This window comes from Anaerotignum propionicum DSM 1682, from assembly GCF_001561955.1.
In the GTDB taxonomy this organism is placed as follows: Bacteria; Bacillota; Clostridia; order Lachnospirales; family Anaerotignaceae; genus Chakrabartyella; species Chakrabartyella propionicum.
Genome location: NZ_CP014223.1, coordinates 1,652,934 through 1,674,707 on the forward strand (window position 1 = coordinate 1,652,934; position 21,774 = coordinate 1,674,707).

Consider the following 21,774-nt stretch of genomic DNA (forward strand, 5'->3'; position numbering starts at 1 on the left):
ATGGAGTACATTTCAGAATTAAAGGAAAAGGTGTTCAATAACTCTCTCATAACCAAAAAAGAAGCACTGGCTCTCTATGATGCTCCACTGGAAGAGTTGTGCCAAGCCGCAAATGAGATTCGCATTCATTTTTGTGGTTCTGCCTTTGATATTTGCACCATTATCAATGGAAAAAGCGGTCGTTGTTCAGAGGACTGTAAATTTTGCGCCCAGTCCGCCCACTATCACACAAAGATTCAGTCATACTCTATGTTGAGTACAGATACCCTTTTGACTGAGGCAAAATACAATGATATAAACGGAGTTCTGCGATATTCCATCGTTACATCCGGAAAGGCACTGAATGATGCAGAGCTAGATTCCCTGTGCGAAAGCGTGCATATCATTGGAAAACAAACTAAAATTTCCGTCTGCGCCTCTCTTGGGCTTCTCAAGGAAAGCCAATTTCAAAAACTGAAGGAGGCAGGGGTCACACGTATACATAACAATTTGGAGACCTCCCGTAGATATTTTCCAAATGTTTGCTCCACCCATAGTTATGATGAAAAAATCGCCTCTATCCAAGCTGCCCAAAGGGTGGGGCTTGAGGTTTGCAGCGGTGGAATTATGGGTTTGGGCGAAACTGCAGAAGACCGCGTTGATATGGCACTGACTTTGAGGGAACTGGGTGTAAACTCCATTCCCATTAATCTGCTGAACCCAATCCCCGGTACACCCTTTGAAAATAATCCCCCATTAACAAATGACGACATGTGCCGCATTGTTGCAGTTTATCGGTTTTTGTTTCCAAAAGCATCTATTCGCCTTGCCGGTGGACGTGGTCTTTTGGCAGACAAAGGAGAAAGTTGTTTCCTTTCCGGTGGAAACGCTGCCATTTCCGGAGATATGCTGACCACAGCAGGAATTTCAATATCCTCTGATATGAAAATGCTGCAAAACCTTGGATATAAGGTGGTGCGCTGGAATGGGTAAAGGTATTTTCATTACAGGAACAGGAACAGATATCGGAAAAACCTATGTTGCAGCACTTTTGATTAAAAAAATGCGGGATATGGGTATGAACACTGGCTATTATAAGGGTGTGCTTAGCGGAGCCAAAAACATCTCCGAAAGCGATGCAGGCTATGTCAATGACCTGGCACAAATAGGTCAAGAGCCCGAAACCCTTGTATCCTATTTGTACAAAGATGCTGTTTCTCCCCATCTTGCTTCAAAGCTTAAAGGAAATCCTGTGGAGCTTAATCAGATAAAGAGGGATTTCATTCATGTTAGCGAAAAGTACGATTATGTAGTCGTTGAAGGAAGTGGAGGTATCGTTTGTCCCATCCGTTATGATGATGAGGCACACATTTTTCTAGAAGATATCATCAAAAACCTTGAACTTGACACGCTGATTGTTGCAAATGCGGGACTGGGAACCATCAATGCCGTTGTCCTTACCGTTGAATACATGCGTCAAAAAAATATCGGCATAAAAGGAATTATTATGAATCATTATACCGGCACTATACTACAAAAGGACAACATAAAAATGATTGAAGCACTCACTGGATTGACAGTTATCTCTTTGGTTGCACCAAATGATGAAGAACTGACGATAGATCCAACTATGTTATCCGAAATTTTTAAGGAGAAGTAAAAATGGACTTAGCTAAAAAAGACCTCAAATATATTTGGCATCCCTGCTCTCAAATGAAGGATTATGAAGCACTTCCTCCAATCATCATTGATCGTGGTAAAGGTATCTATCTGTATGATGTAGATGGCAAGGAATATATAGACATCGTCAGCTCTTGGTGGTGCAATCTGCTGGGGCACTGTAATGAAAAAATCAATGACAGCATCAAAAAACAACTTGATAAACTAGAACATGTCATATTTGCAAACTTTTCCCATGGGCCAGCAATATCACTCTGCGAGGAACTCAGTGATATTATTCCAAAAGGATTGACGAAATTCAATTTTTCCGACAATGGTTCTGCTTCCGTGGAATGCGCTCTTAAAATGGCTTTTCAGTATATGCATCAGACAGGAAAACCGAGAAAAAAAAGATTTATGTGTTTATCCGAAGGGTATCATGGAGAAACAATTGGTGCCCTATCTGTGGGCAGTATGGATCTATACGCCAGTATCTACAAACCCATGCTGATGGATACCATTCATATTGAAGCACCGGATTGCTACCGTTGTTCCTACGGTAAATGCCGCAATACCTGTGGTGCCGAGTGCTTTGAACATGCTGAAAAAGCCTTTGAACAGTATGCTGAGGAAACTTGTGCAATCATCATTGAACCATTGCTGCAAGGCAGTGCGGGCATGCGCATCTACCCTCCCATATATCTTAAAAAACTGGATACCCTCTGTAAGCAATATGATGTTTTGCTCATTGTTGATGAGATCGCCACAGGCTTTGGCAGAACGGGAAAAATGTTTGCCTGTGATTATGCCCAAATCACACCGGATATCATGTGTTTATCCAAAGGGCTTACCGGCGGATATTTACCAATGGCTATTACCATCACCACCAACAAAATCTATGATGCTTTTTATGCAGACTACAACGAAGGAAAAGCATTTATGCACAGTCACACCTACAGTGGGAATCCCCTGGGGTGCAGTGCGGCATTGGCAGTGCAAAAAGTTCTGAAAGAAGATAATGTTCTGGAAAAAGCAGCTATTCGGGGAAAATATTTGCATCAAAAGCTATGGGAAAACCTTATGGATCATCCTAATGTAGGCGAAATTCGCAATATTGGTCTTATCAATGCTATAGAGCTTGTTACAGACAAAAAAAAAATCGGGTTTGATCCCCGTCTACGCATTGGATATCAAATTTATAAATCTGCACTCCAAGAAGGTTTGCTGTTGCGCCCCCTTGGAAATGTGCTATATTTCAATCCTCCTCTGATTATCAATGAAGATGAAATTGACAAAGCAGTAGAACGTTGCATGGCAGCAATTCGTAAAATCTTATAGGTTTATATAAAAAAAGAGAAACAAAATCCCTGTTCCCTTTGATTCATCACTCTCCCACACAATTTTCCCAGCTTGGGGCAGAGAAATCAGACAAGGCCTTCCAAGACCGCTTCTGCCTGCATCTTGCAATAGCAGTCAATGATTTTTCATTACATATCCTGGTGGTTGAATAAGATTAGATCATACAGTTAATTAAATACTTCTGCATAAGTTTAAAAGATCTGCTTCCTGAACATGCATGAACTCAAAATACTTTTTTACAAGATTTTCCTTTCTTTTCGAATTACTTGGTAGTATACTTATGGAATGGCTTAATTCACTTTAGGTGATTTAAGTGGATAGAATAATTTGAAATTAATGAAAGAAGGGTGGAAATGGAGGAAGACTGGTTTACAATAGATAAAATCGATAACGCTACGTACATAATCAGTGAATATCGTCACTGGGAGGAAACACACTGTTACTTACTAAACGGAGAAGACCGCAGTTTGCTCATTGACACAGGACTTGGTATTTCTAATATTTATGATGTAGTGAAACTGTTGACGGATAAACCTATAACGGCAGTTGCAACGCATATCCATTGGGATCATATCGGTGGACACAAATATTTCCCGGATTTTTATGCCCACGAAGAAGAACTCGTCTGGTTGAGAGGAGGATTTCCTTTATCCATGGACACAATACGTGAAATGGTATTAGATCGCTGTGACCCGCCCGAAGGATATGATGTGGGTACTTATGAATTTTTCCAAGGTGAGCCCACAAAAGTATTATATGGTAATGAAGTTATAGACCTGGGAGGCAGAAGCATTGAGATAATCCATACTCCCGGACATTCCCCTGGGCATATTTGTTTTTATGAGGCGGCAAGAGGCTATCTCTTTACAGGGGATTTAATCTATAAGGACACCTTGTTTGCTTACTATCCTTCCACAGATCCACAGGCCTATCTTTGTTCTCTCGAAAGTATTTCAAGCCTTTCCGTTGAAAAGGTGTTTCCGGCACATCATACACTGGACATTCAGCCTGAAATTATAATTCGTATGAGAGATGCTTTGAGAAAGCTAAAAGCAGAGGGAAAGCTGCACCACGGAAGTGGTACGTTTGATTATGGCGACTGGGCAATCTGGATGTAGATGTATAATAATAAGCAGAGAGCAATCACTCTCTGCTTATTATTCTTTATTCCGATTAAGTAAGAAAAGATTTCACAAGAGTCCTCTACTAGAATCCCAGCTTAAGATAACTTTCTGTGAATGCAAAAAAGGCTTTGTTCATAACAGAATAAGCAAAGCCTTTTTATATAATCTTACCCAACTTTTTTGAAACTTTGAAATTATTTTTGTTCTGCTCGCCTAGTGGCAATCAGGGCATAGGCACAAGGAATAACAATCATAGTTAGAACTGTGGACAGCATCATTCCAAATATGACTGACGTAGCCATTGGTGCCCACAACGGTCCCCCTGAAATCATAAGAGGAAGAAGAGAGAAAACTGTTGTAATCATTCCAATCATAATCGGGCGCATACGTGTTTCACATGCTTGAACAATGGCTTCCCGAAAATCATTAGACTGGGGAAGGAGCACCTTGATATAATCCAGAAGAACGATACCATTATTTACAACAACTCCCATTAAGCTGATTGCACCAAGCAACGCCATAAATCCAATGGGATAGTTCATCCACTTTAGTCCCCAAATTATCCCAATAAAGGACAGGGGAATAGTGCCCATGATAATCAGTGGTTCCAAAAGATCACCAAATTGAAATACCAATATGATATAAATCAGAATACCCGCAATAATTGTTGGTAATGTCATAGAAGAAAATGCATCTTTGCTGTTTTCGCTTTCACCGCCGTATTCCAAGGTGTATCCGTCGGGAAGATTCAATCCTTCCATGCTCTTTTCCACATTTTCCATCACCGCCGCAGTGTTATAACCATCCTCCACATAACTGCCAATGGTAATCGTCCGTTGGCTGTTTCTGCGAATAATCTGATTTAACGAGGATTGGGTTTCTATGGTGGCAATCTGAGTCAAGGGAACATTTTTTCCTGTAATCTGAGATGTCAGAAAAATGGTATTTAGTATTTCACGGCTTGTTTTATCTTTATCTGATATTTTGGCAATCACAGGCAGAGAGTCTTTCTCCAAGTCCTTCTGTTTCATTTTCACAATTTCTAGTCCATTTACAGCCATTCTTACTGTACTGGCAACATCATAGTTGGTGATACCCACAAGGTTTGCCTTTTCCTCATTAACATTAACATTTAGGCGATAGCTGTTATCTCCATAGTTGTCTTTCACATTTCTGGTACCGGGTACAGTACGGCATCGATCTTCAATATCAACTTCAAGACTCCGTAGTTTTTCAATATCATCACCGGATATTCTTACTTGTATGGGATAGGTTAAAGGCAAACTGATTTCCAAATATTTCAGCGTCGTAGTAATTCCCGGAACCTCTCGAAGAATTTTCTTTTCTACAGCCGCTGCCTCTGCACGGGTTCCATTAATCAGAAATTGTGCTTTATTCGTAGCCTGCTGTTCCGGTTCAAAAGTCACATAATATTTCATAAAGCCATCTCCAACAGTACTCGAAAAAGATTGTACGGATTTTTCATTCTCGAGCACCCCAGCAACCTTCTTACATTGTGCCAGCGTCTTTTCCAGTGTACTCCCATCTTGGGTTGTAACATTCAACACATACTGATCCCGCTCCACCGGGGGAAAAAGCTGTACGGATAAGGTGGGGATAATAAGGGTGGAAACAACAAGGAGAGCAACAAAAAACAACAGTACTTCCCTTGGCTTTTTCAATGCAAAATTCAGTAACTGCCCATATAACGCTTTCCCCTTCTCAAAAAATGCCTTAAGACGCAATTTTTTCATTATCTTTTGTTTCCAAACATTAATATTTGAGAATTTGGTATTGACAGGCTTGTCGTCAACGGAATGTTTGTAAAGCAAATGTCCCAGAGCCGGAACGATGGTCAAAGAAGTCAGGTAGGAACCTGCCAGAGCCACACTAACCAGTATTGGAAGGGTTTTTACAAATTTCCCCGCATCTCCGTTCATCATTGCCAACGGAAGAAATGATGCAACCGTTGTTAGTGATGAGGTTAAAATTGGGATGCTTACCTCTTTTACGCCATTGATGCAGGCGTTTGTCAGTGACTCACCCTTAGCCAGATAAACGTGGATATTATCGTTGGCGACAATTCCATTGGCAACCATTAAGCTCAGTGAAATCATCAGTGATGCAACTGCCACCTGATGTAGGGGGATTCTGGTAAGATACATATAGCCAAAAACAAGGATACAGATAATCGGAATAGGAATCGATACAACAGCCGCTGACCGCAACCCCATAGATATCAACACAACTACGAAAACCAACAGAATTCCTACCATTAGATTATCTGAAAACATGTCGATGGAACTCTTTACAAAGCTTGCCTGATTGTTTAACTCAGTCAGTTTCATTCCAGCATACAGTTTTGTTTTTTCAAACTCACGAATGCTATCTTGAAGGCGCTTTTCAACATTTAATATATTGATACCATCTGCATATTTCACACCGATTAGAACCCCTTGTTTTCCATTCACATAGACCTGTTTTTCAGGCTTTACCTCTGTCTGAAAAACCTCAGCCACATTTTTCAAATAAACAGAAGTGCCTGAATCCACTGAAACAAAAACAATGGTATCCTTAATTTCCTCCATAGATTGATATTCTCCGGAAACCTGAATGGGAATCTTCATTCCTGAGAGCTCAAGATTTCCACCGGGAATATTAATGTTGCGGGCAGTAAGTTGAGCCGCCACTGTAGCAGGTGCAATTCCATACTGTTGAAGCTTTGACATATTTAATGCAATTTCTACTTGCTGTTTTTCATCCCCCATGATATCTACTGCTTTCACATCTGTATCCTTGGAAAGCATATTTTTCATCTGTTTTGCTACATCAGCAATCTCCTGATTGGTGTTGTCTTCTCCGGATAGTCCCATAATGAGTCCATAGGAGCTGGAAAAGTCCGTATTGATCACAGGAGCCTCTGCATCAGCGGGTAGCTCAGGCTTAATGTCATCAATTTTTTCCCGCAGTTTATCCCACTTTTTATTGATCTCATTGTCGCTCATATCTTTCAGCGTAATCTGAATTACCCCAGCTGAATCTACAGAATAGCTTTCCAGCTTCTTAATTCCCGCTATGGTGTCAATTTTCTCTTCCATGGGCTTAACAATCAGCTTTTCTATATCCTCGGGGCTTGCGCCCGGATAAATGCAGGTAACGGAGGCAACGGGGCTGATCACCTCGGGATTCTCCTGACGTTCCATCACAGTGAAGGTATAAATACCAAGTATCATAAATAGTCCGGTCAGCAGAGCAAGAATACTTTTGTGCTTTACACTCCATGAAATCATGGCTTAACCTCCTCTGCAAGCTGAACAACATCGCCGTCATATAATAAAAATTGCCCTTCTGTCACAATTTGTTCTCCAAATTCCAATCCGGAAAGAATTTCAATGGAGCTACCACAGATTTCTCCCGTTGTTATCACTTTTCTCTTAACCGTCTTATTGACGGAATCATACACAAAAACCACTGAACCATCAGCCCTTTGCAAAACACTGTCTAAGGGTATCAAAACTGCCCTTTGTGAACCGGTATGAATTGTCACATTGGCAATCATCCCCGGTTTTAACAAGCCATCGGGATTCTTAACGTTGATTTTCACAGTAAATGTACGGGTATTGCTGTCTGCCAATGCACCGATTTCAGAAACACTTCCTTGAAAGGTTCTTTTTATGCCATACACCGAAACTTCTGCTGTCTGCCCTTGCTTCATTTCATTAATTCGTTCATCGGGAACACCAATTTCTATGTAAACTTCATCTGTTCGTCCAATAACCACAACAGGATATCCCGCCGCTGCCGTCTCTCCTCCATTCATAAGCTTTTTTAAGATCACACCTCTCATAGGGCTATTTAGTGTTGTATCTTTCAAATCCTTCACTGCTTTATCTGCGGCCACAGTTGCCTGATCTTTTTGAGCTGCTGCCGCCTCAAGCTGTGCAGTAGCCATATTTTTACCTTCCAATGCCTGCTGATATATCTCAAAATCTGCCGTCAGCTTCGCCGCTATTTCATCAAGGTCACTTTGAGACACTACTTGGGCATCGCACAAGCTTTTTACTCTGTCATAAGTTTTTTGTGTGAGCTCCAACTGTGCCTTTGCTTGGGCAATTTTTGAGGGAACATCTGTATTTGCCTGCAATTTTGCAGTGGAATACTGGGCATCGGCGGCCCGAACCTGTGCCTGAGCAGCCCGAACCTGTAACGAGTAATCATCCATTGAAAGTTCAGCTACCTTTTCCCCCATTTCCACCGAATCGCCTTCCCTTACATATACATCTTTCAGTTTTCCATCAAGTTTAAAAGAAAGATTTGCAGTTTCAATTAGAACAACATTGCCACTCAGATTCAGTGTATCTGTATAAGCCGTCTCGCCTACGGTTGCAACAGAAACGCTTCTTCCGTCCTCTTGTTCTTGTTCCTTGCCGCTGTTGCAGCTGGTTAGTAGCAATGCACATAAAACGGGTACTGCCACCCAAATGGATTTTCTCATTCTCTGAATCATTGCATTTCTCCTTTATTATTTTTGTCTCTCAGTTTTCAAAAGTATTTTGTTTACACTTGTTGAATTGCATGATATTATTTTTTGTAAGAAAAAGCAAGAAACAAACTTTGCAAAGTGTAGCGTAAACTACATTTTCCAAAAAAGTGTAGAATGGAGAACGAAAATATGGATGAACAGTCAATTGATTTGCGTATGCAAAGAACCTATAAGCTTCTTAGTGAAGCCCTTTATGAACTGATTCTGAAGCAGCCCTTTGAAGAAATTTCAGTGACAGATATCTGTAAAAAGGCAATGGTGCACCGCACCACATTTTATAAGCATTTTCAAGATAAATATCAATTACTGGAGACTATATTTTCAGAAGAACAGCGTAAATTCAGTGAATTACATATTAGCGAAGGAGAAACAGAAAAAGAATATTATCGACGTGTCCTGAGGCAAATGTTTGAATATGTGAAAAACAATAGAGTTTTTTTCGTACAAAGTGCTTCTCATATTAAAAACGACTTTATGGCAAATCTCCTACGAAATACTGTTCGCACCTATCTTGAACGGTGTTTTCGAATGGATGAAACACGTTTGGGTGTTCCCAGTGCAATTCCTATTCCCATTATGTCGGAGTATTATACAGGCGCCGCCATTGCATTGGTTATGTGGTGGCTGCAAAACGGCATGGAAATTTCCATAGAACAAATGGTGGACTACATAAGTTTGATGATTGTTTGGTAATTTTAATCCTAGATTTGCCGAAGATGAGTAAGAAAAAAGGAGTATTCTCATATGAAAATACTCCTTTTCATGTACATATCTTAAATTAACCTTTCTGAAAATCAGATTAATACCCATAGAACTATTGCAAGCTTGGTCAGAGTCAAAACGTCTTGCTTTAATCAATCAGAATAATGGATACCTGGTTAACTCTGATGCTTTGTATTTACTTCGCTAATCGTTTTTACTCTTCTAAATTCTTATACACAAACCAATCAGACAAACTATAGATTCCTCTTTCCCTGTCCAATTCCGGATCATCATTTTCGCCTCTGTGGAATAAGACCTTATCTCCAATAATTTCATTATGAGGCCAATTTGCGGGAGAAAAAACCTTCTTGATCGATGCTAATTTTAATGCTTTCACCGTTCTTAATATTTCATCAACATTTCTTCCAATCTCTTTGGGATATTCCAGAATAGTCCTTACTTTCCCATTGTGATCTACAATAATGACTGCTCTGACTGCGGCAGTATCATCTTCATTTGGATGAATTAAGCCAAGAGTTTCAGATATTTTTCTTTTCTCATCATCTATAATGGGAAACTCTATCTGAACATAAATATTTTCTTTAATCCATTGAACCCATTTTTCATGTGATTCTAAATTATCTACACTTAATCCAATCAATTCAACGCCTAAATCGTTAAATTGTTTTTTTCTTTTTTGGAATGCAACAAATTCAGTGGTACATACAGGCGTAAAATCTGCCGGATGACTGAATAATACAAACCACTTCCCTTGATAATCATTTGGTAAGTGTATCGTTCCTTTTGTAGTTTGTACTGTAATTTCTGGAAACTTGTCTCGAAGTGATATTTTCATATAATTCCTCCTTACAAAGTAATTGTTCTTCTATGAAAATTATACACCATATCCAATAAAATACAAATCATTTTCTTAATTGAAACTATTTCATTTACTTATACCCTTGAAAAACTATTTTGCTTACTTATCTAATTTGACAATTTCATTATCTAATAGTATAAAGTGAAAATTTATTTGGCATCAATAATAATTTATAACTTCATAACTTAACGCAACCTATAAAAAAGAGCCTTTCATCTAACGACGACTCAAGACTCTTAGATACCATAATTAAATTCCTAATTAAAATCTAGGCAATACTAAAATCAAAGGGGTTGTAATACTTTGTTTTGTTAGAATTCATTGAAGACTTTTTTCCAAAAGAGTCAAAAATATCTCAGTATTATCTTCAATATAAACGACATACTATCTAGTTGTTTTCTGAGATTCAAATTGAATTATCAAAATCTATGAAATATACAGTATTGGCATAGTTCCTAATCTCTGTGAAAGCTTTTGACGTAAAAAAGATTCTGCCTCTCCACGAATATCGTTACGATAACAATATTTACCCCGCCCACGTCCTGTCATGATTTCCCGATCGTACAGCTGTACAGCATTAGGGAAAGCATCCGTATTTATAGCATTTTGTACGAAGCTATAAGTCATTAAAATGATTTCAATAAAACCTTTTTGCAACACCTTTGAACTCAGTTCATCTGCCAGACGGTCTATCAATTCGCCATATAGCTGCTTCCAATTTGGTAGCAATATCACAGGGGCAATCAACATACCCACGGGATATCCTGCCTCTGCCATGTCATTCAGTGCACGAATCCTTGCAGACAGAGAGGAAGTTCCTATCTCCACTTTATTTATGATTTCCTGGGGATTCATACTCATACGAAAGATAGTCTTTTGGCGGTGGTCAAGACCCAACAATGGTTGAACCATATCAAATTTTGAGGGAAACGTCAGCTTACCCCGGCCCTCTCGCCCAAAACGCTCGATTGTATAGATCAAATTATCCGTTATTGTGTTTTCCAACAACAAGTCACTGTTGCTGCCAATTTCAAAAGTTTGGGGTACATCAGCTGCTGCATCCTTTTTCAGCAATCTGTCCAACATTTGCTCACGATTTACAAAAAGCCGCAGATAGGCACATTTATTATAATTACAAACAAGATAGCAATATAAGCACATAGCCCTGCACCCAGAGGATGTATATGGAACTAACCAGTCAGAAACCTTATGATTGGGTACATATCTGTGAGTCTTTCTGATTCCAATAATTAGATGGTTTTTTAACTTTGGAAAATCTCGGTTTTCTGCTGATGTCATTTCCGTTATGCGGTTATGATTTTCTATCTCTCTCCATGATAAACTTGCAAATTTATGCCGTAACATCTGCCCTAATTGATAATCAAGAGCACCCGGCTCATAATATACCGCATCAAAAAACATGTCCATGCAGACCACCTCCTAACGGTTATAGTTTACCGTAAGTAACTAAAAATATTCCGTCAAGAGAGGGCAAATTAAAACTTGTATCATTTTATGAATAGTATTTTCCAGTCATTTCCATTATATCAATTTCTATTACTGCCGTACCTTTAACCATCGGAGCAGGAAGTTCCTTACCTGCTAAATGAGGTGTGTATTTTTCCACCACTTTTTTCAGAATATCTTCTTTAACTTGAATATCCTCAACGCGTTTTGCATTTCCGGAAATAATAATACTCTCATATTTCGTATTTGTGTCGCAGGGTTTCTCATTAGGATCTAGCAATAATTCATTCATTTCATAAACAGAAAATCCTACTCGTTGGTCATGGGCAATATTATCAAGCTTCTTTCCTTTTGGTAGTCCATGGGCATAAATTTTATTGTTGTAATAAACAAAATGGATTGGCGTCACATATGGCGTTCCATCAGTATTTATTGTAGCTAGGCTACCAGTCTGTGAGCGCTCCAGTAATTTGGTTATTTGTTCTTCAGATAATGGATGTGTTTTCATTCGATATTGCATAAAAATCTCTCCTCAACTTTGGCTTTTATTTTTATTGTACCATAAAGGCCGTTTGTTTTTAAGACTTGTTTTTGATTCATATACAGTATTGGACAAAAGAAGTGATTTTTCAATGTGGCTGGCAACTCTATTTCCCTTTTTTTTATTTTTCTTTACTAAAGTTCTAGATATAAATACAAAAAAAGAACTGCCTCAGCAGTTCTTTTCGAAATTGAAATCTGGCAACCATCTACTTTCCCAGGCAGCTTCCCACCAAGTATCATCGACCGCTTAGGTCTTAACCGACGTGTTCGGAATGGGAACGGGTGTGTCCCCTAAACGCATCATCACCAGAAATATTTAAGACTTAGAGCAAGCTCTCGCTTCCTCTTTGTCCTATCAGATGTATCTCTACACCTTCAAAACTGAATACAAGAATATTAGTGCTTTCCTAAGCGTTTACCAATCACCGACCAGACACCTAAGGTGTGAAGAGGTGATTGATGCGAAGGAAATATAGCGGTCTTTTCCGTTAGGAAAAGAAATTACCTCGCCTTTATCAATCGATTTATTGGTCAAGCCCTCGGTCTATTAGTATTGGTCAGCTGAACATGTTACCATGCTTACACCTCCAACCTATCTACCTCGTTATCTTCAAGGGACCTTACTTCCGAAGAATGGGAAATCTTATCTTGAGGGCGGCTTCACGCTTAGATGCCTTCAGCGTTTATCCGTTCCATACATAGCTACCCGGCTGTGCAGTTGGTCTGCAACCGGTACACCAGAGGTACGTCCATCCCGGTCCTCTCGTACTAAGGACAGCTCCTCTCAAATTTCCAGCGCCCACAACGGATAGGGACCGAACTGTCTCACGACGTTCTGAACCCAGCTCGCGTACCGCTTTAATGGGCGAACAGCCCAACCCTTGGGACCTACTTCAGCCCCAGGATGCGATGAGCCGACATCGAGGTGCCAAACCTCCCCGTCGATGTGAACTCTTGGGGGAGATAAGCCTGTTATCCCCAGGGTAGCTTTTATCCGTTGAGCGATGGCATTCCCACTTATTACCACCGGATCACTAAGTCCTACTTTCGTACCTGCTCCAGCCGTCGCTGTCGCAGTCAAGCCACCTTTTGCCTTTACACTCTTTGAATGGTTTCCAATCATTCTGAGGTGACCTTCGAGCGCCTCCGTTACCTTTTAGGAGGCGACCGCCCCAGTCAAACTGCCCGCCTGACATTGTCCCCTATCCAGATAATGGACATGGGTTAGAAATCCAATGACATAAGAGAGGTATCCCACCGGCGGCTCCACCAAGACTAGCGTCCTGGCTTCATAGCCTCCCTCCTATCCTGTACATATATCATCGAATCCCAGTATCAGGCTGCAGTAAAGCTCCATGGGGTCTTTCCGTCCTGTTGCGGGTAACCAGTATCTTCACTGGTTCTTCAATTTCACCGGGCGTGTTGTCGAGACAGTGCTCAAATCGTTACACCTTTCGTGCGGGTCAGAACTTACCTGACAAGGAATTTCGCTACCTTAGGACCGTTATAGTTACGGCCGCCGTTTACTGGGGCTTGAATTCAAAGCTTCGCTTACGCTAACCTCTCCTCTTAACCTTCCAGCACCGGGCAGGTGTCAGCCCATATACATCACCTTACGGTTTCGCATAGACCTATGTTTTTGCTAAACAGTCGCTTGAGCCTCTTTTCTGCGGCCACTTTCGTGGCTCCCCTTATCCCTAAGTTACGGGGTTATTTTGCCGAGTTCCTTAACAACACTTCTCCCGTCGGCCTGTGGATTTTCTCCTCATCTACCTGTGTCGGTTTACGGTACGGGTACGTATAATACAATAGCGGCTTTTCTTGGCAGTGTGGATTCGGAAACTTCCCTACTTTTTTTCAGTCCCCATCGCACTTCATCATCAGAAAACGGATTTGCCTATCTCCCTTGACTTTGTGCTTAGCCGGGTATTTCCATTCCCCGGTTTTCCTATCCTCCTGCGTCCCCACAGTTCTGATTATACGTAGTACAGGAATATCAACCTGTTGTCCATCGACTACGACTTTCGTCCTCGCCTTAGGCCCCGACTAACCCTGAGAAGATTAGCTTTACTCAGGAAACCTTAGATATTCGGCCTACATGTTTCTCACATGTATCTCGCTACTCATTCCGGCATTCTCTCTCCTGTTTCGTCCACCATTGTTTTCACTTTGGCTTCGTCCTTGCAGGATGCTCCTCTACCACTTCCTACTCTTCGTAGGAAATCCGTAGCTTCGGTGACGTGTTTTAGCCCCGTTACATTTTCGGCGCAGGTTTTCTCGACTAGTGAGCTATTACGCACTCTTTAAATGAGTGGCTGCTTCTAAGCCAACATCCTAGTTGTCTATGAAATCCCACATCCTTTTCCACTTAACACGTACTTTGGGACCTTAGCTGTCGGTCTGGGCTCTTTCCCTTTTGTCCACGCGACTTATCTCACGCAGACTGACTCCCGAGGGTATCTCTACGGCATTCTTAGTTTGATATGAGTTGGTAACCTTTTTGGGCCCCGCGTCAGTTCAGTGCTTTACCTCCGTTAGACTCCTCTCGAGGCTAGCCCTAAAGCTATTTCGAGGAGAACCAGCTATCTCCGAGTTCGATTGGAATTTCTCCGCTATCCACACCTCATCACCACCTTTTTCAACAGATGTGTGTTCGGTCCTCCAAAGCCTTTTACGGCTCCTTCAACCTGGACATGGATAGGTCACCCGGTTTCGGGTCTACTAATACTAACTATACGCCCTATTCAGACTTGGTTTCCCTTCGGCTCCGTGGCTTCTGACCACTTAACCTTGCTAGCATTAGTAACTCGCCGGACCGTTCTACAAAAAGTACGCCATCAGGCACAAAGCCCTCTGACTGTTTGTAAGCACAAGGTTTCAGGTTCTCTTTCACTCCCCTCCCGGGGTTCTTTTCACCTTTCCTTCACAGTACTGCTTCACTATCGGTCACTAGGGAGTATTTAGGCTTGGGGGGTGGTCCCCCCGGCTTCCCACAGGGTTTCTCGTGTCCCGTGGTACTCTGGATTCTGTCAGCTGGCTCAAAATTTCGTCTACCGGACTTTCACCGTCTTTGGTCTGCTTTCCCAAAACAGTTCGACTATCTCTTGCCAATACCTTATACAGTCCGCAACCCCGAAGAACTAGGTCCTTCGGTTTGGCCTCTTTCCCTTTCGCTCGCCGCTACTTAGGAAATCGAGTTTTCTTTCTCCTCCTGCTGCTACTTAGATGTTTCAGTTCACAGCGTTCCCTTCCATACGCTATGTATTTACGTATGGATACTTGAGGTTTGCTCAAGTAGGTTTCCCCATTCAGAAATCTCCGGATCGATGGCTATTTGCGCCTCCCCGAAGCTTATCGCAGCTTATCACGTCTTTCATCGGCTCCTAGTGCCAAGGCATTCTCCTTGTGCTCTTTCTTGCTTGACCAGTTTTTTGCTTTGAATAAATTCAAAACAATAGCTTGTTCTTTGGAATGTTTCGTAGTAGCGATACTACGGTTTTGTTGGCATCGTCTGCCAACGTTTATTACTTTTATTTCTAAAGAAAATTTTACTTTTTCTCGATTGACTCTTTTTTCTTGTATTCAGTTTTCAAGGTGCAGCATTGAAGGTTTGATCCTTCAAAACCAAACAGTAGTATACATTAACAACCAATACTCCATAGAAAGGAGGTGATCCAGCCGCACCTTCCGATACGGCTACCTTGTTACGACTTCACCCCAGTCGCTGGCTTCACCTTCGGCGGCTCCTTCCTTACGGTCAGGTCACCGACTTCGGGTGCTTCCAACTCCCATGGTGTGACGGGCGGTGTGTACAAGGCCCGGGAACGTATTCACCGCGACATTCTGATTCGCGATTACTAGCGATTCCAGCTTCATGTAGTCGAGTTGCAGACTACAATCCGAACTGGGACTGGGTTTTTGTGATTTGCTCGACGTCGCCGTTTTGCGTCACTTTGTTACCAGCCATTGTAGCACGTGTGTAGCCCAAGACATAAGGGGCATGATGATTTGACGTCATCCCCACCTTCCTCCGTGTTATCCACGGCAGTCTCCCTAGAGTGCCCAACTGAATGATGGCTACTAAGAATAGGGGTTGCGCTCGTTGCGGGACTTAACCCAACATCTCACGACACGAGCTGACGACAACCATGCACCACCTGTCACCTCTGCTCCGAAGAGAAGGTGTATCTCTACACCGGTCAGAGGGATGTCAAGCCTTGGTAAGGTTCTTCGCGTTGCTTCGAATTAAACCACATGCTCCACCGCTTGTGCGGGCCCCCGTCAATTCCTTTGAGTTTCAATCTTGCGATCGTACTCCCCAGGTGGAGTGCTTATTGCGTTAGCTGCGGCACCGAGGGTTCCCCCCCGACACCTAGCACTCATCGTTTACGGCGTGGACTACCAGGGTATCTAATCCTGTTCGCTCCCCACGCTTTCGAGCCTCAGCGTCAGTTTCAGTCCAGTAAGTCGCCTTCGCCACTGGTGTTCTTCCTAATATCTACGCATTTCACCGCTACACTAGGAATTCCACTTACCTCTCCTGTACTCTAGCTTGATAGTTTTAAATGCAATCCCGAGGTTAAGCCTCGGGCTTTCACATCTAACTTACCATGCCGCCTACTCTCCCTTTACACCCAGTAATTCCGGATAACGCTTGCCCCCTACGTATTACCGCGGCTGCTGGCACGTAGTTAGCCGGGGCTTCTTATTCAGGTACCGTCATTTTTTTCGTCCCTGTTGATAGAAGTTTACGAGCCGAAACCCTTCTTCCTTCACGCGGCGTTGCTGCATCAGGCTTTCGCCCATTGTGCAATATTCCCCACTGCTGCCTCCCGTAGGAGTTTGGGCCGTGTCTCAGTCCCAATGTGGCCGATCACCCTCTCAGGTCGGCTACTGATCGTTGCCTTGGTGGGCTGTTATCTCACCAACTAGCTAATCAGATGCGGGCCCATCCTGTACCGAATAAATCCTTTTCTTGCAAGAGGATGCCCTCTCGCAATGACATGCGGTATTAGTCACCGTTTCCAGTGATTATTCCACAGTACAGGGCAGGTTGCCCACACGTTACTCACCCGTCCGCCGCTAAAATATGTAATCTTCCTGCCGAAGCTCTCCGATTGCATATTTCCGCTCGACTTGCATGTGTTAAGCACGCCGCCAGCGTTCATCCTGAGCCAGGATCAAACTCTTATATTAAAGTTTTGTCCTGCCAGTCTTAATGTCTGGCTTACTTCCGATTTTTTCGAAATCGGTAAACTCTTTGTCTTCTTTATTGTCAGCTGCGGTCGTCTTTTTCACTTCGTGAAAAACCGCTCGTTTCTCGCCGCTCAGCTTCCTCTTTCGCCTTACGGCGTTGGTCGGTCCTTCGCAATCAGCTCGAAACTCACTGACAGAATTGACTATGGGTTGTGTGTTTGTATCTCTACTGTTTAGTTTTCAAGGATCAAGTCGCTGTTTCAGCAGCGAAGTTTATCTTATCAGATTTATTCAATCTTGTCAAATATTTTTTTCAATTTTTTTAAACTTTTTTGTCGCATTTTTTCATCATATGGATAAAAATCTTACTGCCAAAAAATATTTAAATTTACCAAGCTGTTTAGCAAGGAATCATATAATAACATGCCCTTTCTATTCTGTCAAGCAAAAATATGTCTTTTTCTTTTTAAAAATTATCAATCGTCTAAAAACTATATTATCCATGCCTATTAAAATATGTCTCATCTAAAAGTGCTCACCTTAAAGCCTGTTACATCTTGATGTTTCGTCCCTTTCAAAAACGATCTTATAACGCTCCCTACTACTCCTTGATCTCCCCTATCATCTATTTAAGTATCAGAATAGCAACAGGGGTTTGAATCGAAGGATTCTACTAGGTCTACCATATTTGCTCATTAATTTTCACCTACCACCTGGCAGTACCCTACATCTGTTAATCGTAAAATAATTCTATACATAGTGCGAATACTCACACGGCAATAATTCCTTTGAGGTATATTCAGTTTTTCCTTCCTTCGTAATATTACTGAATATTGTGTAAACCGTATTGGCACTCAATCCTGTCTCCTTGCAATTTGATAAAAACGCTCATCAAAATTATCCTCTTTTTTCCCTGATCTCTAAATTCAACACCTATTTCTTTATAAAACTTCTCGTCATCTTCTTATCAAAAGTATCACGCTCAGTTGGCTGATATCATATTTTAAAAAGTAAGTAATCTCCAGAAGAACACGGTATAAGTTAGTATCATGACGAGGTAAATAGTCACATGACACAAAATCGCTTAGTGTTTTCTCATAATATTTAAACGGTGCTTTTTAACCTATGCCGGATCATATTTCTCATTCAAACTAGTTACAACCTTGCTCATTCTATGACCTAAAATATATACAACGAAGAGCCAGCCAATATTATTTAGAGCCATACCCCAAAGGGCATAAGAAAAAGCTTTAATTATTAGAACCTCTTTTCTATTAAAATCGACATATAAAAATAGATTTTCAGGTCTAATGTGTTTGTGAGAGCTACATTACCAATTAAAATTGACTGCTTTTCTCTTCAAGACTTTTAGACAGAATTCAGTCCAAATTATAACTTTTGAGACTTATATAAAACCCACTGTATACTTTTCCGCTGGTATGCTATACGAAGATGCATAAAACAGAACACTCCTTACATTTCCACTACCCTTGTCTTTTCCTAATTCTATAGATACAAAAAAAAGTTGTTTACTAATCATAAAGTAAACAACTTTTTCTATGTCATGAAAATTATATTTCTAGTTTTATATCTTTGATTTCAAAAGCTTCTAAATTCCTGAGGATAAAGAAGAACATATCTTAAACTTTAAGATTACCTCAGTATTATAATACTTATTTATATTGGAATAGTTGAACATTGAAACCACTGGGATCTTTTATGAAAAAAAATGTTGCATCAGGAGTCTCAAAAGGACCTGAGTATATTTTTATATTTTTCTCTTCTAAAGATTTAATCATATCTTCCACAGATTTAATGGCAAACCCTATTGAGACACCTCCGCCAAAGGTGACATTATCATGATTCTCATCTTCTAAAAGTTCTACCAACGTTTCTCCATCAACCCCGTTCCCCATGAATGCGATTTCCACTCCTTTTCCTGCTTTAAAACGGTTCACAACCTGAAGGCCAATCACTTGGGTATAGAAAGCGATGGATTCTTCTAGATTTTTCACATGTACTGTTGTCCATAAAAACTTCATAATATTTATCTCTCCTTTATATAAATTGATAGAAAAGCCTAAGGTAATTTCTTCCTTAAAATATCGGAAACGCTAAGCTTCTTAGGTAAAACCAACATAAATTGAAAAAACTAAATATTTTTGTCCATATAGAAAAGAGCAAGTCTTAACAATGGGCTATTGAAGTGATCTCAGTCTTTTTATACTGCCATAATATAGTACAAATTGCAACGAAATTAAGTGGAAAAACATCTGAAAAAAATTATTGTGGTGCCATTAATTAAGATTCCTTCAATAATTCATTATCTGCCCTTATTAATTTAATCTAAGAATACTTTCCTTTCATTATACTATATCTGTATTTAAAATGAAAAAGCTGTTGAATCATTGATTTTCAATAATAATTCAACAGCTATCACTCATCAAGTGTAATTTTGTTTTTTAAAAATAGTATCTGTCTCTACCTATATAATATAAAAAAATTTATTTTGCCCAAATTGCTTTCAAATCATCCTCGGGAGATGAAATCGGTTTTAAATCAAATTTGTCCACCAAAACTTGCATAATATTTGGTGTAATAAATGCTGGCAATGATGGTCCAAGGCGAATATCTTTAATTCCCAAGGAGAGCAATGCCAGAAGGATACCGACTGCCTTTTGTTCATACCAAGAAAGCACTAAGGACAGTGGTAAATCATTCACACCACATTCAAATGCTTCAGCCAAAGCCATAGCTACCTTTACTGCAGAATAGGAATCGCTGCATTGTCCACAATCCAGCACCCTAGGAAAACCCGCCACTGTTCCCAAATCCAGCTTGTTAAAACGGAATTTGCCGCAGGCCAATGTCAAAATAATTGTATCCTTTGGTGTTTTTTCTGCGAATTCCGTATAATAGTTTCTGCCAGGTCTTGCCCCATCACAACCACCAATTAAGAAGAAATGTTTGATTTTTCCGCTTTTTACTGCATCAACAATCTCGTTGGCGTGGCTTAAAATCGCATGATGTGCAAAACCTATGGTAATTCTTTTTTCCGGCTCATCTTCCTGCCACCCCTTAAGTTCCAAGGCTTTCTCAATGATAGGAGTAAAATCTTTTTTGCCATTAACCTCATCAATATGGGGACAATCAGGCATTCCAACAATGCTTGTTGTAAACAATCTGTCTTTATAACTATCCCTTGGCTTTTGTACACAGTTGGTGGTCATTAAAATACATCCTGGTATACCGTCAAACTCCTCCTGTTGTTTCTGCCAAGCTCCACCGTAATTGCCCACTAAATGTTTAAATTTTTTCAATTCCGGGTAGGCGTTTCCAGGGAGCATTTCGCAATGGGTATAAACATTAATGCCTTTTCCCTCTGTTTGTTCCAACAATTCTTTCAAATCCTTAAAATCATGCCCCGAAACAATAATAAATGGGCCTTTTTTCTTTGTAATCAGAACCTGTGTGGGTTCAGGATTACCAAATGCCCCTGTAACAGCTGAGTCTAACATCGCCATACATTTTATATTTGTTTTCCCAAGTTCCATATTTAGGTTAAACAAATCTTCAACACTTAGGCTATCATCAATTGTTCCTGATAATCCTTTATAAAAGAAGTTATTCACTTCATCATCAAATTTACCCAAAATATATGCATGATGAGCATAAGCCGCCATTCCTTTAAAACCATAAATCAATAGCTCTCTTAATGCACGAATATCCATATCTAGCTTTTCATCAGCCATAATACCTAACTTCTCTGCATCTTCCAGCATTCCTTCCATGGTTTCCGGAGCTTTATATTTTGCAGCCTCTGGAACATTCATTATCTCGCCGACTGCTTTTTTCAATTCTTCTTTTATCTCCTCGGCCTTTTTCACATATTCTACAAATCTTGTTGGATCAAAATTTACATTTGTCAGCGTTGAAAACATGCCGTCAACTACAAATTTGTTGATTTCGCTTCGAATTTTCAACCCTTTCTCTAAATTCTTCTGACCGTAAAACCCAACTCCCTTTAATTCGTGAATCAATACATCTTGTAAGTTTGCAACGGTGGGATTTTTCCCACATACACCTGATTTCACACAGCCTTTTCCACCTAATGTTTGTTCACATTGATAACAGAACATTGAATTATCCATAACTTGACCTCCTCGTCTTTACTCTAATCTAAATTAGTTTTCCAAAACGAGAGCAGACTATTCCAATAAATCTTAAAAAATCAATATAATAACAAAAAAGCTGGCAATATGATGTAATCAGAGCAAAAATATCAGTCCAGATTTATTATTTCATAACTGAAAACTGTCGCC

Annotated in this window: 12 protein-coding genes and 3 rRNA genes; 5 read left to right on the forward strand and 10 right to left on the reverse strand. The window is 40.6% G+C overall.

Annotated elements, in window-relative coordinates; translation table 11 throughout:
- From bioB to CPRO_RS07790, 4 genes are all read left to right on the forward strand, one after another.
- Positions 1-972: a biotin synthase BioB gene (gene bioB, locus CPRO_RS07775; RefSeq protein WP_066049981.1), complete on the forward strand. Its 972-nt coding sequence runs from the start codon at positions 1-3 to the stop codon at positions 970-972.
- A complete protein-coding gene (gene bioD, locus CPRO_RS07780; protein ID WP_066049983.1) occupies positions 965-1,639 on the forward strand; it encodes a dethiobiotin synthase in 675 nt (224 codons plus the stop codon). The genes bioB and bioD overlap by 8 nt, the downstream gene beginning before the upstream one ends.
- A gap of 2 nt (positions 1,640-1,641) precedes the next feature.
- A complete protein-coding gene (gene bioA / locus CPRO_RS07785) occupies positions 1,642-2,976 on the forward strand; it encodes an adenosylmethionine--8-amino-7-oxononanoate transaminase (protein WP_066049985.1) in 1,335 nt (444 codons plus the stop codon).
- 374 nt (positions 2,977-3,350) lie between these two features.
- The gene (locus CPRO_RS07790; RefSeq protein WP_066049987.1) at positions 3,351-4,115 is read left to right on the forward strand and encodes an MBL fold metallo-hydrolase; all 765 of its coding nucleotides are present in this window, start codon (positions 3,351-3,353) and stop codon (positions 4,113-4,115) included.
- Between the two features lie 200 nt (positions 4,116-4,315).
- On the opposite strand, the gene CPRO_RS07795 is transcribed toward CPRO_RS07790, so the two are convergent.
- Both CPRO_RS07795 and CPRO_RS07800 read right to left on the reverse strand, forming a co-directional pair.
- A complete protein-coding gene (locus tag CPRO_RS07795) occupies positions 4,316-7,411 on the reverse strand; it encodes an efflux RND transporter permease subunit (protein WP_066049990.1) in 3,096 nt (1,031 codons plus the stop codon).
- A complete protein-coding gene (locus CPRO_RS07800; protein ID WP_066049993.1) occupies positions 7,408-8,628 on the reverse strand; it encodes an efflux RND transporter periplasmic adaptor subunit in 1,221 nt (406 codons plus the stop codon). The genes CPRO_RS07795 and CPRO_RS07800 overlap by 4 nt, the downstream gene beginning before the upstream one ends.
- Positions 8,629-8,793: 165 nt before the next feature.
- Here CPRO_RS07800 and CPRO_RS07805 point away from each other — a divergent pair, with 165 nt between their 5' ends.
- Positions 8,794-9,357, forward strand: coding sequence for a TetR/AcrR family transcriptional regulator C-terminal domain-containing protein (locus tag CPRO_RS07805; RefSeq protein WP_159430662.1), 564 nt, complete (start codon positions 8,794-8,796; stop codon positions 9,355-9,357).
- A 223-nt stretch (positions 9,358-9,580) separates the two neighbouring features.
- On the opposite strand, the gene CPRO_RS07810 is transcribed toward CPRO_RS07805, so the two are convergent.
- The 8 genes from CPRO_RS07810 to hcp form a co-directional block, all read right to left on the reverse strand.
- Positions 9,581-10,222 carry a peroxiredoxin gene (locus tag CPRO_RS07810; protein ID WP_072743579.1) on the reverse strand — a complete coding sequence of 214 codons (642 nt, stop codon included), beginning with the start codon at positions 10,220-10,222 and terminating at the stop codon, positions 9,581-9,583.
- A gap of 450 nt (positions 10,223-10,672) precedes the next feature.
- Positions 10,673-11,668 carry an SPL family radical SAM protein gene (locus tag CPRO_RS07815; protein WP_066053870.1) on the reverse strand — a complete coding sequence of 332 codons (996 nt, stop codon included), beginning with the start codon at positions 11,666-11,668 and terminating at the stop codon, positions 10,673-10,675.
- Between the two features lie 91 nt (positions 11,669-11,759).
- On the reverse strand, positions 11,760-12,233 hold the full coding sequence (locus CPRO_RS07820; protein ID WP_066049998.1) for a pyridoxamine 5'-phosphate oxidase family protein: 474 nt from the start codon (positions 12,231-12,233) through the stop codon (positions 11,760-11,762).
- A 216-nt stretch (positions 12,234-12,449) separates the two neighbouring features.
- Positions 12,450-12,567 (reverse strand): 5S ribosomal RNA (gene rrf / locus CPRO_RS07825).
- Positions 12,568-12,783: 216 nt separating this feature from the next.
- A 23S ribosomal RNA gene (locus tag CPRO_RS07830) occupies positions 12,784-15,681 on the reverse strand.
- A 237-nt stretch (positions 15,682-15,918) separates the two neighbouring features.
- Positions 15,919-17,452, reverse strand: a 16S ribosomal RNA gene (locus CPRO_RS07835).
- The 16S, 23S and 5S rRNA genes sit together here, the layout of an rRNA operon.
- 1,673 nt (positions 17,453-19,125) lie before the next feature.
- Positions 19,126-19,494, reverse strand: coding sequence for a VOC family protein (locus CPRO_RS07840; protein ID WP_066050001.1), 369 nt, complete (start codon positions 19,492-19,494; stop codon positions 19,126-19,128).
- 462 nt (positions 19,495-19,956) lie between these two features.
- Positions 19,957-21,603 (reverse strand): hydroxylamine reductase, encoded by a 1,647-nt coding sequence (hcp, locus tag CPRO_RS07845; protein ID WP_066050006.1) that lies wholly within the window; start codon positions 21,601-21,603, stop codon positions 19,957-19,959.
- Positions 21,604-21,774 lie beyond the last annotated feature (171 nt).

Bases quoted from the DNA above. Each gene is read 5' to 3' on its own strand.
- bioB (WP_066049981.1), top strand. From the start codon at position 1: ATGGAGTACATTTCAGAATTAAAGGAAAAGGTGTTCAATAACTCTCTC.
- bioD (WP_066049983.1), top strand. From the start codon at position 965: ATGGGTAAAGGTATTTTCATTACAGGAACAGGAACAGATATCGGAAAA.
- bioA (WP_066049985.1), top strand. From the start codon at position 1,642: ATGGACTTAGCTAAAAAAGACCTCAAATATATTTGGCATCCCTGCTCT.
- CPRO_RS07790 (WP_066049987.1), top strand. From the start codon at position 3,351: ATGGAGGAAGACTGGTTTACAATAGATAAAATCGATAACGCTACGTAC.
- CPRO_RS07795 (WP_066049990.1), bottom strand. From the start codon at position 7,411: ATGATTTCATGGAGTGTAAAGCACAAAAGTATTCTTGCTCTGCTGACC.
- CPRO_RS07800 (WP_066049993.1), bottom strand. From the start codon at position 8,628: ATGATTCAGAGAATGAGAAAATCCATTTGGGTGGCAGTACCCGTTTTA.
- CPRO_RS07805 (WP_159430662.1), top strand. From the start codon at position 8,794: ATGGATGAACAGTCAATTGATTTGCGTATGCAAAGAACCTATAAGCTT.
- CPRO_RS07810 (WP_072743579.1), bottom strand. From the start codon at position 10,222: ATGAAAATATCACTTCGAGACAAGTTTCCAGAAATTACAGTACAAACT.
- CPRO_RS07815 (WP_066053870.1), bottom strand. From the start codon at position 11,668: ATGTTTTTTGATGCGGTATATTATGAGCCGGGTGCTCTTGATTATCAA.
- CPRO_RS07820 (WP_066049998.1), bottom strand. From the start codon at position 12,233: ATGCAATATCGAATGAAAACACATCCATTATCTGAAGAACAAATAACC.
- CPRO_RS07840 (WP_066050001.1), bottom strand. From the start codon at position 19,494: ATGAAGTTTTTATGGACAACAGTACATGTGAAAAATCTAGAAGAATCC.
- hcp (WP_066050006.1), bottom strand. From the start codon at position 21,603: ATGGATAATTCAATGTTCTGTTATCAATGTGAACAAACATTAGGTGGA.